The organism is Sporolactobacillus laevolacticus DSM 442, assembly GCF_000497245.1.
GTDB classification, from domain to species: Bacteria; Bacillota; Bacilli; order Bacillales; family Sporolactobacillaceae; genus Sporolactobacillus; species Sporolactobacillus laevolacticus.
Genome location: NZ_AWTC01000008.1, coordinates 181417 through 198418, shown reverse-complemented (window position 1 = coordinate 198418; position 17002 = coordinate 181417). Strand labels below are relative to the sequence as shown.

The 17002-nt window shown below is 43.2% G+C and carries 16 protein-coding genes; 11 read left to right on the top strand and 5 right to left on the bottom strand.

What is annotated here, in order from left to right; all coding sequences use genetic code 11:
• The first annotated feature begins 369 nt into the window (after positions 1–369).
• A complete protein-coding gene (locus P343_RS28330) occupies positions 370–915 on the top strand; it encodes a YagU family protein (RefSeq protein ID WP_023510215.1) in 546 nt (181 codons plus the stop codon).
• Between the two features lie 200 nt (positions 916–1115).
• On the opposite strand, the gene P343_RS28325 is transcribed toward P343_RS28330, so the two are convergent.
• Entirely contained in the window at positions 1116–2060 is a 945-nt protein-coding gene (locus tag P343_RS28325; RefSeq protein WP_023510214.1) for an aldo/keto reductase family protein, read from the bottom strand.
• A 397-nt stretch (positions 2061–2457) separates the two neighbouring features.
• Here P343_RS28325 and P343_RS28320 point away from each other — a divergent pair, with 397 nt between their 5' ends.
• The 4 genes from P343_RS28320 to P343_RS28305 all read left to right on the top strand — a co-directional run bounded on the left by P343_RS28320 (position 2458) and on the right by P343_RS28305 (position 6202).
• The gene (locus tag P343_RS28320; protein WP_023510213.1) at positions 2458–3489 is read left to right on the top strand and encodes an ATP-binding cassette domain-containing protein; all 1032 of its coding nucleotides are present in this window, start codon (positions 2458–2460) and stop codon (positions 3487–3489) included.
• Positions 3486–4301 (top strand): ABC transporter permease, encoded by an 816-nt coding sequence (locus P343_RS28315; RefSeq protein WP_023510212.1) that lies wholly within the window; start codon positions 3486–3488, stop codon positions 4299–4301. The genes P343_RS28320 and P343_RS28315 overlap by 4 nt, the downstream gene beginning before the upstream one ends.
• A gap of 266 nt (positions 4302–4567) precedes the next feature.
• Positions 4568–5686: a PTS sugar transporter subunit IIC gene (locus P343_RS28310; RefSeq protein ID WP_023510211.1), complete on the top strand. Its 1119-nt coding sequence runs from the start codon at positions 4568–4570 to the stop codon at positions 5684–5686.
• Positions 5687–5989: 303 nt separating this feature from the next.
• Positions 5990–6202 carry a hypothetical protein gene (locus tag P343_RS28305; RefSeq protein WP_152525281.1) on the top strand — a complete coding sequence of 71 codons (213 nt, stop codon included), beginning with the start codon at positions 5990–5992 and terminating at the stop codon, positions 6200–6202.
• 82 nt (positions 6203–6284) lie between these two features.
• Here the strand turns inward: P343_RS28305 and P343_RS28300 are convergent, their stop codons facing one another.
• Both P343_RS28300 and P343_RS28295 read right to left on the bottom strand, forming a co-directional pair.
• Positions 6285–6806, bottom strand: a complete 522-nt coding sequence (locus tag P343_RS28300; protein ID WP_023510208.1) for a GNAT family N-acetyltransferase — start codon at positions 6804–6806, stop codon at positions 6285–6287.
• 228 nt (positions 6807–7034) lie between these two features.
• A complete protein-coding gene (locus P343_RS28295) occupies positions 7035–9419 on the bottom strand; it encodes a phosphoketolase family protein (protein WP_023510207.1) in 2385 nt (794 codons plus the stop codon).
• A 388-nt stretch (positions 9420–9807) separates the two neighbouring features.
• On the opposite strand from P343_RS28295, the gene P343_RS28290 reads away from it, so the two are divergent.
• From P343_RS28290 to P343_RS28280, 3 genes are all read left to right on the top strand, one after another.
• Positions 9808–10641: an AraC family transcriptional regulator gene (locus tag P343_RS28290; RefSeq protein ID WP_023510206.1), complete on the top strand. Its 834-nt coding sequence runs from the start codon at positions 9808–9810 to the stop codon at positions 10639–10641.
• Positions 10642–10786: 145 nt separating this feature from the next.
• Positions 10787–11977, top strand: a complete 1191-nt coding sequence (locus tag P343_RS28285) for a multidrug efflux MFS transporter (RefSeq protein WP_479692455.1) — start codon at positions 10787–10789, stop codon at positions 11975–11977.
• Positions 11974–12567, top strand: a complete 594-nt coding sequence (locus tag P343_RS28280) for a hydrolase (RefSeq protein ID WP_023510204.1) — start codon at positions 11974–11976, stop codon at positions 12565–12567. Before P343_RS28285 ends, P343_RS28280 begins: the two co-directional genes overlap by 4 nt.
• 113 nt (positions 12568–12680) lie before the next feature.
• Here the strand turns inward: P343_RS28280 and P343_RS28275 are convergent, their stop codons facing one another.
• Entirely contained in the window at positions 12681–13529 is an 849-nt protein-coding gene (locus tag P343_RS28275; RefSeq protein WP_023510203.1) for an FTR1 family iron permease, read from the bottom strand.
• Positions 13530–13728: 199 nt separating this feature from the next.
• Between P343_RS28275 and P343_RS28270 the strand changes: the two genes are divergently transcribed.
• The 3 genes from P343_RS28270 (at position 13729) to P343_RS28260 (ending at position 15230) form a co-directional block, all read left to right on the top strand.
• On the top strand, positions 13729–14199 hold the full coding sequence (locus tag P343_RS28270; RefSeq protein WP_023510202.1) for a MarR family winged helix-turn-helix transcriptional regulator: 471 nt from the start codon (positions 13729–13731) through the stop codon (positions 14197–14199).
• Positions 14200–14221: 22 nt separating this feature from the next.
• Positions 14222–14803, top strand: a complete 582-nt coding sequence (locus P343_RS28265; protein ID WP_023510201.1) for an NAD(P)H-dependent oxidoreductase — start codon at positions 14222–14224, stop codon at positions 14801–14803.
• A gap of 64 nt (positions 14804–14867) precedes the next feature.
• The gene (locus P343_RS28260; RefSeq protein ID WP_023510200.1) at positions 14868–15230 is read left to right on the top strand and encodes a hypothetical protein; all 363 of its coding nucleotides are present in this window, start codon (positions 14868–14870) and stop codon (positions 15228–15230) included.
• 113 nt (positions 15231–15343) lie between these two features.
• Here the strand turns inward: P343_RS28260 and katA are convergent, their stop codons facing one another.
• Positions 15344–16804, bottom strand: a complete 1461-nt coding sequence (gene katA, locus P343_RS28255) for a catalase KatA (RefSeq protein ID WP_023510199.1) — start codon at positions 16802–16804, stop codon at positions 15344–15346.
• Between the last annotated feature and the right edge of the window lie 198 nt (positions 16805–17002).

Here is a 17002-nt window from a genome sequence, read left to right as displayed (position 1 = left end):
AGAGAATTCTCATGTTCAAGTTGCCCTTCTTTTGTGGGAGACCAGCGTTGGTTTTTCGAATCTTCGAAGAAGCGGGGTTTTAGAAGTCGGATGGATTCTATAAATAAATGACATTTCGTTTAAGCATTGGACGCTTTCAAGGACGGAAACAGTTCATAAAGCAACACTTTGACGACATTTTATTGGCAATTTATTGAATTTTAGCTGTTTAATAAGCTAAAGCCCTTACATTCATTGATTAAATAATTTATGAGCGTTAATATCTTCCATATTGTGGATGGATAAACAACACGTGCGCAGAATCTGATCGGAGATTCAAAATATGTATTATTTATTCAACAAGTTTTAAATAAGGAAGGAAGTTTTCGTATGGCTAGTAAAAGTTTAAATGGTAAAAGTAACATTATTAATCTTGTCATTGTTGGAATTCTTGGGGGTATTATCTCGGGAATTGTCAAACTTGGATGGGAAAATCTTCTTCCTCCAAGAACTGTAGCAAGAAATTTAACCAATCCTCCACAGGAACTTTTGCAACAAATGGGGATACCGGCACATATTACTCACCTGACCTATGTGTATTCAGGACTGCACATGCCGTGGGTAAGTTTTATTATTCATTTTTCCTTTTCCATCGTATTCGCGATTATTTATTGCATTTTAGCTGAACGTTTTCCTAAAATCACAATCGGCCAAGGTACTGTTTTCGGTTTAGCTGTTTGGGTTGCATTTCATCTTATTATTATGCCGATCATGGGTACAGTTCCTCCAGTCTGGAAACAACCGTTTGCTGAACATTTATCGGAGGCTCTGGGACACATGGTGTGGATGTGGGTCATTGATGTCTTTAGAACCAGAAATGATTTCAAAAACAAAGCAGCTCAGAAATTAACCGTTGGTGCTTCCGTAGCCAAATAAGCTTATTCTATTTGTTCACCACTTAAATGCACCCCATAAAGCAGGGACGAAATCAGTCCGCTTTGTGGGGTGTTTTATTGTAAGAGAAAATAAGCGGGCTCAGAAAAATAAATTTCTGAGCCCGCTTTTTCACGTTTTATAACAGTTATCTGAGAGTACGTACAGTGAAGACTTTGTTTTCACAAAATACTTGTTTAGAATTAATTGTTTAATATAGCTTCAATTTGATTGATTGTTTCCTTATCAAGCGTAATATCGGCGGCTTTGGCGTTGTCCACAATCTGATCCGGATTGCTGGCGCCGACGACAACACTGGCTACGTTTTCCTGCCTGAGAATCCAGGCAAGTGCGAGTTCAGCCATGCTGATCCCCAGTTCAGCAGCAATTTTTTTGAGTTCGGATATTTTATTCAGGTTTTCTTCCGTTAGAAAGCGCAAGATGCCGCCTTTCTTTTCGGCTGCGCGGCTTCCTGCCGGAATATTATCAAGCGATGTGTATTTTCCAGTCAGAACACCTTGAGCAAGCGGTGACCAGCATACCTGGCTAACGCCGTGTGCCGAGCTTGCGGGAATGACTTCATCTTCAATGTTTCGATAAAGCATGCTATATTGCGATTGATTGGCAACAAAATGGTTGAGCAGTTTCTGGTCGGCAATATGAGCAGCCTCAGTGATTTGCGCTGCAGTCCATTCGCTAACCCCGATATAATTGACTTTGCCCTGATGAATGAGGTCATCGAAAGCGCGTAGTGTTTCTTCAATCGGCGTCTCCGTATCGAAACGGTGACAATAATACAGATCAATATAATCAACGTCAAGACGCTTCAAGCTGGCATTCGCCTGTTCCATGATGTGCTTTCGAGACAGGCCGTGATCATTGGGTCCGTCGCCCATCGGAAAAAATACTTTTGTGGAGAGTACAATGGATTCGCGAGGAAAGGACTTTATCGCTTTGCCAACGACCTTTTCCGCTTCACCGCGCATATAGACATTTGCCGTATCAAAGAAATTGATGCCGAGATCATAGGCTTTTAAGATGGTGTTCACTGAATTTTCGTTAGCGACGTAGCCGCCATAGGTCAGCCAGCTTCCCAGACTGACCGTACTGACTTTGACTCCTGTGTTGCCAAGACGACGATAGTTCATTGTAGACCTCCTCGAATACTTTTGGTGGGCTGGTTCAGAAATTCCCCTGAGTCCTCAACCGATCAATTCTATGATAGTCTTCTGCTTTTGCAAGCGTCAAACAACTTGCATTCCCGGGACATCATAACAAGACGTTTAGGAATGCAGGAAATAGCTTGCATTCCCGGAGAATAATAACCAGATGTTTGGGAATGCAGGAAATAACTTGCTGTGGCAGAGCATTATTCTTTTTTCTTCTCAATGGATCATTCACGTTCAGTTAATAAATGTGGTTTATTCTCTCTTTATAAGGTGACCGGAAAAAATCCGTCCTAGGGCGGAGGAATCCCCCGACGTGAGTTCATTATAAAAATAGCAATTTCAAATTATAGTTATTTAAGAAGAGGGAGGAATTAAAATGAAACAGGTACAAAGTAGAATAATAGCACCAGACAATGGTGATTTAGCTGTTGAAGCGCACGCACTGGTCAAAACTTTTGGCGACAATCGTGCGGTTGACGGTGTAACTCTGAATGTGCGCGCCGGTTCAATCTATGGTGTTCTTGGCCCGAATGGGGCAGGCAAGACCACCACAATCAGAATGCTGGCGACTTTACTGAGACCGGACGCAGGGTCGGCGAAAATATTTGGGCACGATGTGGTAAAAGAACCGCAGATTGTCCGTCAATTAATTGGGGTAACCGGTCAGTATGCCTCAGTCGATGAGTCACTCAGCGCTACCGAGAATTTAGTCATTTTTTCTCGTCTGTTAGGGCTGGGACGTGCGGAAGCACGGCATAAGGCAGTGGAGCTGTTAGAAGAGTTTAGTTTAACGGAAGCTGCGAAACGACCGTTGAAAAAGTTCTCCGGAGGCATGCGCCGTCGGCTAGATTTGGCGGCAAGTCTTATCGCACAGCCGCCGCTCATCTTCTTAGATGAACCGACGACCGGTCTTGATCCGCGCACGCGCAATCAAATGTGGGAGACCATTCGTCGTTTGGTCAAAACAGGATCAACCGTACTCTTAACGACACAATACCTTCAAGAAGCCGATGAGTTGGCGGACCGGATTGCGGTGATCGATCGTGGTCGCGTCGTTGCAGAAGGAACTGCAGATGAGCTGAAGACATCAGTTGGCAGCTCGTCGCTGCAATTGAGGATTCAAAATCCGCAGGACATCCAGGATGCTCGTCAAACCGTCGAACGTGTGCTCATGGTCCAGTCCGCCGTTTCGCCTGAAGGCGGGAAGATTACCGCACCGATGGCAGACGCCGACCGGGTTACTGATCTGCTGATTGCTTTTCGCGAAACGGGCATCCAGTTAGCTGAGCTGAGTGTGCAGAAACCAACCCTTGATGAGGTTTTTCTGACCATTACCGGTCATGGTGTAAAAGAGGATGCAGCAAAAGAAATGGATGAAACAGATGAAGTGAGGGGAATAAAACAATGAAAAGTACGGTTATTAAATCTCCTGCCGATCGAGAGCTGACTAACTACGTGAGCTTCAGTCAGTCGGTACGCAACTCGTTAACGATGGCTTATAGAGGTTTGCTGAAGATTCGACGCACACCTGAACAATTGTTCGATGTTACGTTCCAACCCATCCTCTTCACCCTGATGTTTACTTACCTTTTTGGCGGTGCTATCTCCGGAGATGTGAAGAGCTATTTGCCGGTCATTATTCCTGGTATCCTCGTACAGACCGTGATCACGACATCAATTGTCACCGGTGTCCAGCTGCGTGAAGATATGGATAAGGGCGTGTTCGATCGATTCAAGTCACTACCGATCGCGCGCATTGCTCCGCTGGCTGGCGCACTACTGGCCGATACCATTCGGTATACGATTGCGACAGGGCTCACCTTCACGATGGGCTTTATCATGGGTTATCGCCCCGATGGAGGTCTAGGCTACGTTGTTATCTCCGGACTTCTTGTTATTGTTTGTTCTTGGGCGATCAGCTGGATCTTCGCCTTCTTTGGTGTGATTGCACGCACAGCTTCAAGCGTACAAGGCATTTCAATGATTGTACTATTTCCGCTGACGTTTCTTTCAAATGCATTTGTGCCGGTGAAAACTTTGCCTGATTGGCTTCAGTGGTTTGTAAAGTTCAACCCGATCTCTCATCTTGTCACGGCAGTCCGTGATTTAGCTAACAACGCAACGATTGGTTGGGATCCTGCGATCTCTCTTATCGGAGCTGCTGTTATTGTGGCGATCTTTGCACCACTAACGGTCCGTGCCTATATGCGCCGGACGTGAATCGGAATGATTAAAATTCAATTTTGATTATAGGACCCTAATATGGGTTCTATTTGTTTTCATACCAGCCTGAAATGTGAGATCTTCTATAACTGAACAGTATTTTCTTTTGGACAATAAGTGATGATCAAGGTCCGGTACTTAAAAATTAGTTATGCACAAACGCTTTAACGAATAAACGCGTTGCATTGAAAAATTTAATGTGTTAGAATAACCTCACTCACTATTTTGAATGGTAAAAACAGAGAGAGAAAACAGGAGAGAGGATGTTGAAGTTGGAAAAAGAGAAGATGACAGTGAAAGCATTTGTGAATAATGTTCTTGTCGGCCATGCGGTTGGCATTGTTGCGGCATTGGTTCCTTCAGCACTGCTTGGTGAGTTAAGTAAGGCGTTGATGGGGCGGATGCCGATTTTTGGAATCATCTATCAATTAGTCACGATTTTCACGCTGGCGGTACCCTTGTTAATTGGTGCTGCAGTGGCTTTTCAATTTAAAATGAAGCCGATTCCGATGGTTTGTGTGGCTGCGGCTGCGTGGGCAGGATCGGGTGCACTGAAGTTTACACCAAATGGCATTGTGATTAATGGAATAGGTGACTTAGTGAATATACTGGTGACCATCAGTTTAACATGCGGATTGATTTTACTCATTGGCGGCCATCTGAAGTCGTTTGAGCCGCTTGTTATGCCTCCGATTATATGTACCATCGGTGGCGGTATGGGTCTGGCTGTATATCCGATTGTACATGCGATAACTGTTGGACTTGGCGAGATCATCAACAGTTTTTCTGTGCTGCAACCGATCCCAATGGGGATATTGATTGCAGTTGCCTTCTCGGTAATTATGATTTCTCCGGTTTCCACCGTGGGGATTGCCACAGCGATCGGCATGAGCGGGATTGCATCGGGTGCCGGCAATCTGGGGTGTGTGGCGGCAGCTGTAGGCATGTTTGTGGGCGGACTAACCGTCAATAAAATCGGTTTATCGCTTTCTATCGTGCTTGGCACGCCGAAGATTATGATTGCGGCCATGGTCAGACAACCGAAAATTTTGGTTCCGATCATGCTCAATGCCGCTCTTCTCGGTACATTCGGCGCGATTTTCCAAATAAAAGGCACGCCGATCAGCGCCGGATTCGGTTTTTCGGGGATGGTTGGTCCGATCAACGCTATTCATTTTATGCCCGGCGGCCCTACGGTTGCTAATCTCTTGATCATTGGCCTCGTTTTCATAGCGGTTCCTTTCGCCGGAGGATTTTTCTTTGAATGGATCTGTCGAAGCGTGTTCCACCTCTACAAGGCTGAAGATTACGGTACGGAAATGGCTGAATTCAAGAAAGAAAAATCGGAACGCCAGCCGAAGCTTGTTCTAGAAAAAGCATAATATTAAAAAGAAAATCCTCACATACGGATAACGGAGAACCGTATGTGAGGATTTTTATGTGTCCAAATTAGACAGGATTATTTTTTGTTGATGAGCCATAAAAAAGTTTAACTTGATGCTTTTTGAATTTTCTTTCAGCAGTTGTAAAAATAAGCCTTAAGGCGTAGTTCATGCCCCGTCTTGCGCTCATTATCAAAATCCTTGCTATGCTTTATAGTAATATTATAGAGATGCACAAGGAATTTGATCATCATTCAGTCACCTTGTGCGTGGCTTATGAACGTCATGAAAGGAACGAACGAAATGGGACTTATTTTCGGACTGATTGCAACGCTTATTCTTATTATCGTGTTTATTGCGGTTGGCGGGTTGCTGATTACTTCCTTTGTATGGATCGTGCTCGGCATTATCGCGTTGATTTTGTTTCTTTTTTTCGGTTTTTTATTAAAATGGTTTTTGATCATTTTGCTCATCATCGGTATCTATAAGTTAGTGAAGCGGCTATTCACAAGGTAATTAAATGAGAAAATTAAAGAGCAGATCGACGATAAGGACGGCATTTCGATCTGCTCTTTTTCATGCTCTTGTCACAATTGATTTAACGGATAATCAACTGGTATGCCCAACGCTTACCGTTTGGCATGTCTAAAGATACAACGCCGCAATAATCAAAACCCGCTTGCTTGATTACTCGCTGCATGCGCGGGTTTTCGGGATGGGTGTCGATTCGGAGATCGGTATGCCCCTTGAGTGAAGCGGCGGTGATCAGGTGGTTCATCAAAGTCGATGATAAATGACGGCCGCGAAAGTCGGGGGAAATAGCGATACGGTGAATGGACGCGTAGGCGGGTGCGTCTGTTTTCAGCCATGCCCCTTCTTTGATATTCTCATAGGATGGCTCTTTTTCTTCGAAAATCACACCGGTACCGGCAATTTTTTCATCGATGATCAATACATAGCTTATTTCTTGAGCGATATCTTCGTGCAAGACGCCGTCATCCGGATATCCATCTTGCCACTGATCAATACCGTCAGCTTTCAACAATTGTTTGGCTTGATTAATGATTTGTTTGATCGCAGGAAAATCAGCGTTCGTTGCTTTACGCAGGTAAGTGGTCAAAACAAGTCCTCCAATCAGTGGTCCACGGTGAATAATTGAGTTATTCAGCAGACGTAGTCACGCGAAAAAAATGTAATTTCATTATATTATAGAGTTCGGATAACCAGCAACAGATTCAGTCAGAACGAATTGATCGGGGGTGATCACGCAAGCGATTCGCTCAATGGTTATACACGAAAAAACCACCAAACCGGGTACCCCGATTTGGTGGTTTATCAATATACAGATTTATTTTAATGTTTTCCATTCCCATTCTGTAACTTCAGGCAAATCCGCGCCTTCTTCACGGATGAAGCGATTGTGTTTGGCAATCATGCGATCCATTTGCTGAATGAATGCATCACTTTTTTCAGCGTATTTCGGTTGTTGCATGATTGCTGCTTTTGCTAGATTAAATCGATCCAGTTCGTTTAGCACACGCATATCAAATGGGGTCGTAATGTCCCCGTTTTCTCGGTAGCCATGAACGGTCAGGTTCGTGTTGTGGCGGCCAAAGAAAAGATCAACAATTAAGTTTTCGTAGCCATGGAAGGCGAACAGAACCGGTTTATTTTTTGTAAAGTAGTGGTCAAATGCTTCGTCAGATAGTCCGTGTGGACTCTTCTTCCAGCTCTTGAGCTTTAAGAGATCCACAACATTTACGAAACGAATCTTCATTTCTGGGAAGGCTTGGTGCAGCAATTGGATCGCTGCTAAGCTTTCCAGTGTCGGTTCAGTTCCTGCGCTGGCAATGACAATATCCGTTTCCGAACCTTGATCTGTACTTGCCCAATCAATAATACCTAATCCTTGATCAACCAGTTCTTCAGCCTCCTCAATGGTAAACCATTGCTGGCGTGGATGCTTTGAAGTGACAACGAGATTAATCTTCTCTCTGCTTTTGAAAATTTTATTTGCGACAGCGAGTAACGTATTGGCATCTGCCGGAAGATACTCGCGGATAAACGTATGTTTCTTTTCTGCAAGATGTGTTAAGAGGCCTGGATCTTGGTGCGTATATCCGTTATGATCTTGCTGAAATACCGTTGATGACGAAATAAGATTCAATGACGGATAGGAATTTCTCCAGTTCAGTTCACTTGCCTTACGTAGCCACTTAAAGTGCTGGGTGAGCATAGAATCAATCACGCGCATAAATGCTTCATAGCTGGCGAAAAATCCATGGCGACCGGTTAATGTATAGCCTTCGAGCCAGCCTTCAGCTTGATGTTCTGAAAGCTGAGCATCCAATACACGCCCGGAAGCAGCTTCAAATTCATCTCGTGGCTCATCGATTTCCCCCATCCATTGCCGATTGGTTGTTTCAAAAACAGCGCCTAATCGATTGGATGCTGTTTCATCAGGTCCAAATACCCGGAAATTATCCGGATTCAAAGCAATAAGATCACGGACATACCCGCCAAACACAATCATATCTTGAGCTACTTGCTTACCGCGTTTGCTGTTATCGATCGCATAGTTCCGATAATCCGGCAAACGCAAATCGCGAGGATTGATCCCGCCATTTGTAATTGGATTTACAGCCATGCGCTTCGTACCTTTAGGAACGATTTCGGCGATTTCCGATTTTAACGTTCCATTTTCATCAAACAATTCTTCGGGTTTATAGGATTTCAGCCAATTGATCAATGCATCGGCATGTTCCATATGTTCACGGTCCACTGGAATCGGGATCTGATGCGAACGAAACGAGTCTTCAATCGGTTTGTCTTCCCATACTTTAGGTCCAGTCCAACCTTTTGGGCTGCGGAAGACAATCATCGGCCATTTCGGTAATGTTTCATCATTGTTTTCTCGAGCGTTTTTCTGGATCGTTTTGATTTTCTCAACGACTGTGTCCATTACCTCGGCCATTGCGACATGTACCTTCTCAGGATCTTTTCCTTCCACAAAGTAAGGATCCCAGCCAAGGCCCTCGAAATATTTGGTTAAATCATCATCGGAGGTCCGGGAGAAAATGGTTGGATTGCTGAGCTTATAGCCATTGACATACAGAATAGGAAGCACGACGCCGTCATGGATCGGATTAATAAATCGCAACGAATGCCAGGAAGCGGCTAAAGGACCGGTTTCTGCTTCGCCATCACCGACAACCACGGCGGCAATGACATCAGGATTGTCCAAAATTGCACCGGTAGCATGCGAAATCGAGTACCCCAATTCGCCGCCTTCGTGAATCGATCCCGGAGTTTCAGGTGCGGCATGTGAGGCAACTCCGCCCGGCCATGAGAATTGTTTGAACAGGCGCTGCATGCCTTCCTTATCTTGCGAAATGTTCGGATAAATTTCACTGTAGCTTCCGTCAAGATATGAGTTTGAAACCATGACTTGACCGCCGTGCCCCGGACCTTCAATGAAGAACATGTTCAGATCATACTTATTTATTAATCGATTCAAATGAGCATAAATAAAATTTTGACCTGCGATGGTACCCCAATGCCCGATCGGGTGCACTTTAACATCCTCCGGCTTAAGCGGACGATCAAGCAGCGGGTTATCTTTCAGATAGATCTGTCCGATTGACAGATAGTTAGCCGCACGCCAGAATTTATCAACTTTATCAAGATATGTTTTGGAAGAGTAATCCACTGTTTTCTCTGTTGATTCAATCATGAATAACAACTCCTTTCAAATGAATAGTAATCCACGAAAAAATGTTTTCATTAACTGTGTTGGCGCTCAGGTACTTGACAACTAGTGTTGTCTAAGAGTAAAAAATCAATTCAAGCGGTAAAGGTGCTCTGTTATTCCGTAAGTGAATAACATTCAAGAAGCACGAAAATTTCTTTGCCTATTTGAAAAATAGTATAAAAATATACTTATTAATTTTACTTTAACAGGTTCGTTTTCGGTTCACAAGCGCTTCAAACCAGAGAATGGCCTTAGTTCTGTAAATGCGGTTTCATCACGACAAAATTGAAACGCATATGGATTCTATTTAAACTAATTTGTAGCGAATGAGTGCGAAATGGAATGATCATCCCAAAAAAATGGAGGACGTATGAAGAACATAAATCATCTTTTTTTTCATATTCATTACTGCAATTCAAGGAAGGCTAATGATTCCGGTCGTCATTCAAATAAAATTTTTCGAACGCTTAACCATCATGAATTTCTGTTTTTTATCGGAGGAAGAGGCCGCTTTGCCATAGAAAAGAAAAGCTATGTGATAAAGGCAGGGATGCTTTTCTATATCGCTCCTGGTGTTCATCATTCAATAGAGCTGGACCAAGCAGAACCGGTATCCTTTCAATCGGTTCATTTTAGTTTTGCCTCTGTATTTTTTACCGATAACAAATGGACGATTAAGGAGAACGCAAGCGTGCTCTCGCTGCAACATGCCGGAGAAGTAAAGGATTACTATTTGATTGAAGATCTTTTTAAAAAAATGGTTGAGTGCTGGGACGCAAAACAGCCAGGATATGAGTTCATCACAAAGACTTTACTTCAACAATTGATTATTGCCATTGCTCATGATCGAAAGAAACAAAATAAAAATGACGCGACATTTCTAAAAGTAGATCAGATCATTAACTATATGCATCAGAACATCGCCGGTCATGTGCGGTTGACCGACTTGTCCGAGATGGTGCAGCTGTCGCCTGCTTACCTATCAAGAACTTTTAAGGATAGAACCGGCTATTCGGTTATTGGTTATTTTAACAAGATTAAAATGGATAAAGCAAAAGAGCTGATTGTTGAAGGGAATAAAAAAATAAATGAAATTGCACATGGACTGGGGTTTGCCGATGAATTTTATTTCAGCAGACTATTTAAAAAAATGGAAGGGATAAGTCCTTCGGAATTTTACGACAAAAATGTCCATGGATTATAAGATCATGCATGTTATTAAAGCAAATATAGAGATAAAATGAGGATGCTATTGTTCATTGTTCGTGTATGATCATGAAAAAAATTCAGAAGGGAGGTTTTTTGGTTTGCCAATTTGGAAAAGAAATTTGGCCTTTTGCTGGTTTGGTATGTTTGTTACGGGTATTGGTATGAGCCAGATTGCACCGGTATTACCGCTCTATATCCGGCAGCTTGGTGTCCATAATGCGGCTGAAATTGCGCAGTTGTCCGGCGTTGCTTTTGGCGTTACGTTTATCATCTCAGCAATATTCTCACCGATTTGGGGATCTGCTGCCGACAAGTTCGGGAGAAAACCCATGCTCTTGCGTGCGAGTCTTGGTATGACAATTGTTATCGGCAGCATGGGTTTTGCGTCCAATGTCTATGCGCTGATTGGATTAAGAGTGCTGTTAGGCGTCATTACCGGCTATAGTACGGCATGCACCACATTGATTGCTACCCAGGCAGACAATGCACACGCAGGATGGGCTTTGGGTACGCTTTCAACAGCAAATATTGCCGGTGCTTTGTTAGGTCCGATGATTGGTGGATTCATCACCGAATATGCCGGTCCGCAAAATGTATTCTTTATCACAGGATCGCTGATGATGATTGCGTTCTTGACGACGCTTTTGTTTGTCAAAGAGGATTTCCGCCGACAAGAGAAAAAGGTGCTTCACGCTAAGGAAGTATGGGCAGGTATTCCGGAAAAAAGCCTAACGATTACCCTGTTCGTTACTTCATTTATATTAACTGTGGCCTTATATTCTGTGGAACCGATTATCACTGTATATGTTACGCAGCTATCCCGTGGAACCGGGCATGTTGCGCTGCTCGCCGGATTGGCCTTTTCAGCATCCGGACTCGCGAACATCATTGCCGCCCCCAGACTTGGAAAGCTCTCTGACCGTATCGGTGCACAAAACGTGATCTTGGTTGCGCTGGTTATCGCAGGGATCCTTTTTATCCCACAAGCCTTTGTAAGTAATCCGTGGCAGTTAATCGGCTTGCGCTTTTTATTCGGTCTAACTGCGGCAGGGCTGATGCCTTCAGTCAATATTCTGGTTAAGAAAATCACACCGGGCGCGCTTACGGGAAGAATTTTTGGCTTTAGCATGTCGGCTATGTATTTAGGCACATTCAGCGGCTCGGTTCTAGGCGGGCAAGTAGCAGCCTGGCTAGGCGTCCGTTATGTATTCTATAGTACAAGCGCGTTGCTGCTGATCAATGCCGTGTGGGTTTACTATAACGTGTATAAGAAACTGAATAAAAATGAATGGGCATTACAAAAAGCAAATGGAATGGAGAGAAGCAAATGAGCGAGATCAATACAGTAACTGAGTTATTGAATCCGGACAAAACAGCGCTTGTGGTCATCGATTTGCAAAATGGGATTGTGAACGTACCGCGTGCCCCATATACCGGTGCGCAGGTCGTTCAAAATGCGAGCAAATTAATTGATGCATTCACAGATAAAGGCGCTTTTGTCGTTCTTGTAAGAGTCTCTTCTGTAGATGGGAAAGACATGCCTAAGCCCAAGACAGATAGAAAACAAAGTCCGATGCAGTTTCCTAAAGGTTGGGATCACTTTGTCTCTGAGTTGGAGAACAAAGAAAATGTTCATCTGATTACCAAAAGACAATGGGGCGCATTCTATGGTACGGACCTTGACTTGCAGCTGCGCCGCCGAGGCATCGATACGGTCGTACTCTGTGGTATTTCCACCTCAATCGGTGTGGATACCACCGCAAGAGAAGCTTTTCAGCATGGCTATCATCAGATTTTTGTGGAAGATGCGATGACGGCTTCAACAAAAGAAGAGCATGATTATGTGTGTACCTACATCTTCCCAAGGATAGGAAAAATTCGGACCAGCGAAGAAGTAAATAATCTTATCGGCAACAACTAAGTCAAAGGCAAGTTTAACAAAGCCATTAAAAAAGTGTTTGGATATCCTGAAAGGACGTCCAAACACTTAATTTTTTTTCAACAGAATTTAGTAACCTTAAAGCTGTAGTTTTATTAGTTATTCACTTTATCAAGCGCGGCTCCTCTAGCAAGCGTGCTGACCTTTTTTCGATTAAACAAGATAATCGCAGGAATAATGTAAATCAACCAAACAATAAGCTGTACGCTGCTTAAATGGTCCGTATAACCAACGAGCGCATGCAGAATTCCGCCAATCGCTCCGTGACGGTCCAGCACATGTTCCCAATTATAAAGATAAACACCGGGCTGAATAATACCAAGCTCTATAAATTCGTGAACGGCATTAATGAGTAGTCCTGCAGCCACGATAATTAACAGGTTGCCCATCGCTTGAAAAAAGGTTTTTAGATTAATTTTTGCTGAACCTTGGTAAATGCCCCAACCAATTAATATGGCTATGATTAAACCGACTAATGTTCCTGAACCAAGCGATAATCCATTCCCTTTTCCATCCACAGCAATCGCGAGAAGAAACATGACTAATTCCAATCCTTCTCGTATTATTGTAATGAATGCCAAGAGTATAAGTTGGAAGGTACCACCATTGCTTTTCAACGCCGTATCAATCGATGCTTGAATGCCTTTGTTCATCCCGGGACTGTTCTTTTTCATCCAAAAAGTCATATATGACAATATACCAACAGCAACTAAAAAAATAGCTGCTTCTATATAAAGCTGACCGTGCCATTCTTCGCCGCCGGTTAATATGTAAAGAATGGAACCGACAATAATTGAGAAGGCAATAGCAATACCCGCGCCAATCCAGACAGGCTTAAACGTATTTTTTCTATTCAATCCTCGCAGATAAGAAAAAATGATTCCCAGAATCAGAGAAATTTCCAATCCTTCGCGCAAGGCGACTAAAAATGCGGCTCCAAACATGAGATCGCTCCTTTTAATAAAATCACATGAGTGACATTGATAATCATTATCATATAAAACCCATCTTTTTGTCAATACAACGTAAATGAAATTTACATTTGCAGCTTATTATTTTTCTTGACAATAGATGACCGGTCATTTATTATTTGGTTGATAAATGACTGGTCATCTATTATGAATTGGAAGTGTGAAGGTAATTATGAAAGAGGAAAAAAATCTAAAGGCAGAAGCATTGCGCTATCTTATTCTTGCCGTACAGAGACATGGAAATCGGTTGCTTAATGATTTGCTCAAGGGCATTGATCTAACGGCATCTCAAGCAGAAGTTTTGCGCACGTTGCATGACCGAAAGGGAATTTCGCTCAAGGAACTTGGACAATTATTGATCTGTGAATCTGGAAGTCCGTCACGGCTTGTCGAGCGATTGGTCCGAGACGGATTGGTTGAGAAAATCGCACATGAGAAGGATTCCAGGTACGTCACGCTCGAACTTACTCAGACGGGGAAAGAGAAAGAACGGCTTGTAAAAGCGATTGAACTGCAAATGTATCACCAATTAAATCAACTCTATTCAGAAGATGAACTTGAGCTGATGTGTACATTACTGGGCAGGTTCCTGCAAGGTCAGCCGATTGCTGAGACACTAAAAAAACGTGGTTATGAAATGTAAATTGCCTATTGGAGATGAAAAAATGAATGTTCTTATTATCTATGCACACCCCAATCCGAAAAGTTTTAATCACGCGATCCTTGAACGGGTTACGAAGGGATTGAAGGAATCCAATCATGATGTGTCCGTTCTCGATTTATACCAAGAACACTTTGATCCCGTTCTGATTTTTAATGACAAACGCAGAAGAAGAGATATGAAAAATGATCCTGAGTTGGCACGTTACCGTGAGTTAATTAAGAAGGCTGATCACTACGTTTTTATCTACCCAGTGTGGTGGTATGGACTTCCTGCAATTTTGAAAGGCTTTTTTGACAGGGTATTTGCCGCAGGTTTCGCATACTCCTACGAAGGATTGATTCCAAAAGGGCATTTGACCGGCAAGTCTGCGTGGGTCATATACACCATTGATTCTCCCGGTTGGTTTGTTCGATTCATTCGTAGGAATACGGAGTGGACCGTCATTAAGAAAGCGATCCTGCAGTTTTGCGGTATCCGTTCGGTTAAACGAATGATGCTGGCAGGAATAAAGGGGAGCAGTGCCAAGAAGAGGGAACGGTGGCTGGATTATGTGCATCAGCAGTCACGCCAGCTTCGCAAGTAGTTTGTTTAATGAATGTCACCTCATTGCATCGGTTCTTGGAACATGAGAAAAGGTGGTTTTAGTGATGAAGGTACTTGGTACATTAATCCGTGTATTTATTGAACGTGATGCTATGGATAAGACCATTAAATTTTATGAAATGTTGTATCAAACGACCTGCATGGAGCGTGCATATTACGAAGGACTAAACTTGGAGCTGGCAATCGTCGATAAAGCGGTCATTATTGCGGGGGATGCAGAGTCAAGAAAATTATTTGAATCGGCTCGTGCAACACTGTTGGTTGATTCGATCCAGGAAACAATGTACGAACTACAGCAAAGAGGAGCGGTATGTCTCACCAAGCCCAAACGTACACCAGGCAGTTGGATTATGCTGATGCAGCATCCTGATGGTTTGATCGCTGAATATGTAGAGCGTGTCTCTTAAACGATGTTGCGTGAGATTTGTTGCCAGAACAGTATTATAGTCCATAAGAAAAAAACTCAGCGTGAAAAAGTTCTTTTCACACTGAGTTTTTTTGTATGAGTGGGAAATGTAAATTACAAAATATTGTTAGGAACGGGAAGACCGAGTCCTTCTGCAACGCGTTTTCCATACTCTGGATCCGCTCTGTAGAAGTGGCGGATCTGACGTTCCTTGATTTCTTCTACTTCAACTGGTTTCATCCAATTTACGAGGTTACGGACAAGCCGTGTACGTTCATCTTCATTCATGAGGCGATAGAGGTCACCTGCTTGTGTGTAGAAATCATCATCGTCATATGGAACATTGGCTGCCATGCCGTTTACTTCGAATTCTGCTTGCTTGTTTTCGGAGGATTCAGCAGGTCCACCAAAGCTGTTCGGCTCGTAGTAGACGGAACGGCCGCCGTTCCCATCGAAACGCATGTTACCGTCACGATAGTAATTGTTGACCCCGCTTAATGGACGATTGATCGGCAAGGTCTGATAATTCGGTCCGATGCGATGCCGCTGGGTATCTGCATAGGAGAAAAGCCGTCCTTGCAGCATTTTATCCGGAGATACATCAATGCCAGGCACGAGCGTGGCGGGCGAGAAGGCAGCCTGTTCCACTTCGGCGAAATAATTTTCAGGGTTTTTATTCAGTACCATACGGCCGACTTCAATCAGTGGATAATCTTTCTGTGAGATGACTTTTGTGACGTCAAAAGGATTGAAACGATAAGCTTTCGCGTCTTCCAGCGGCATGATCTGGACATATAAAGTCCATGATGGATAGTCACCGTTTTCGATCGCATTAAATAAATCCTGAGTATGATAATCTGGGTTTTCTCCAGCCAGTTTTTCTGCTAAATCGACATCGAGATTTTTAATTCCCTGATCCGTTCTCCAATGATATTTGACCCACACACTTTTGCCTTCCGCATTCACCCATCTAAATGTATGGCTGCCATATCCGTGCATATGACGGAGGGTTGCAGGAATGCCGCGGTCAGAAGCGAGAATCGTCACCTGGTGAAGGGATTCAGGCGACAGTGACCAGAAATCCCAGACAGCAGTCGGATTTTTCAGGTGCGTTCTTGGATCTCTTTTTTGTGTATGAATGAAATCTGGAAACTTAATCGCATCACGAATAAAGAATACGGGTGTATTGTTGCCGACTAAATCATAATTGCCTTCATTTGTATAAAATTTAACCGCAAATCCTCTCGGATCACGCACAGTGTCGGCGGAACCTAACTCACCGGCTACTGTTGAAAAACGGGTAAACACTGACGTGCGTTTTCCGATTTGAGACAAGAAATCAGCTTTTGTATATTGTGAGAGATCATGAGTTACCTCAAAGTATCCATGTGCGCCTGTACCCTTTGCGTGGACCACGCGTTCTGGAACACGTTCGCGATCAAAATGAGCCAGTTTATCTAATAGAGCAAAGTCTTGAATCAAAGTTGGTCCGGATGAACCTGCAGTCATTGAATTTTGATTGTCACCGACAGGTGCGCCCCAGCTCGTCGTTAATTTATTCTTGTTTTCGCTCATTTTTTCCCCTCTTCCAATAGGTATGGTAAGAGAATAACATATATCTTTTAAAATTAAAATTAATTAAGATTAATTTTAAACAAATATTTTGTAAAATCAAAGTAGCATTGATTTATATGTCTGTTATAAAAGGTCAGAACCCATTGGTTAGAATTTCAACTGAAATTCATTGCAATTAGCAATTGCGAAAATGGTTCT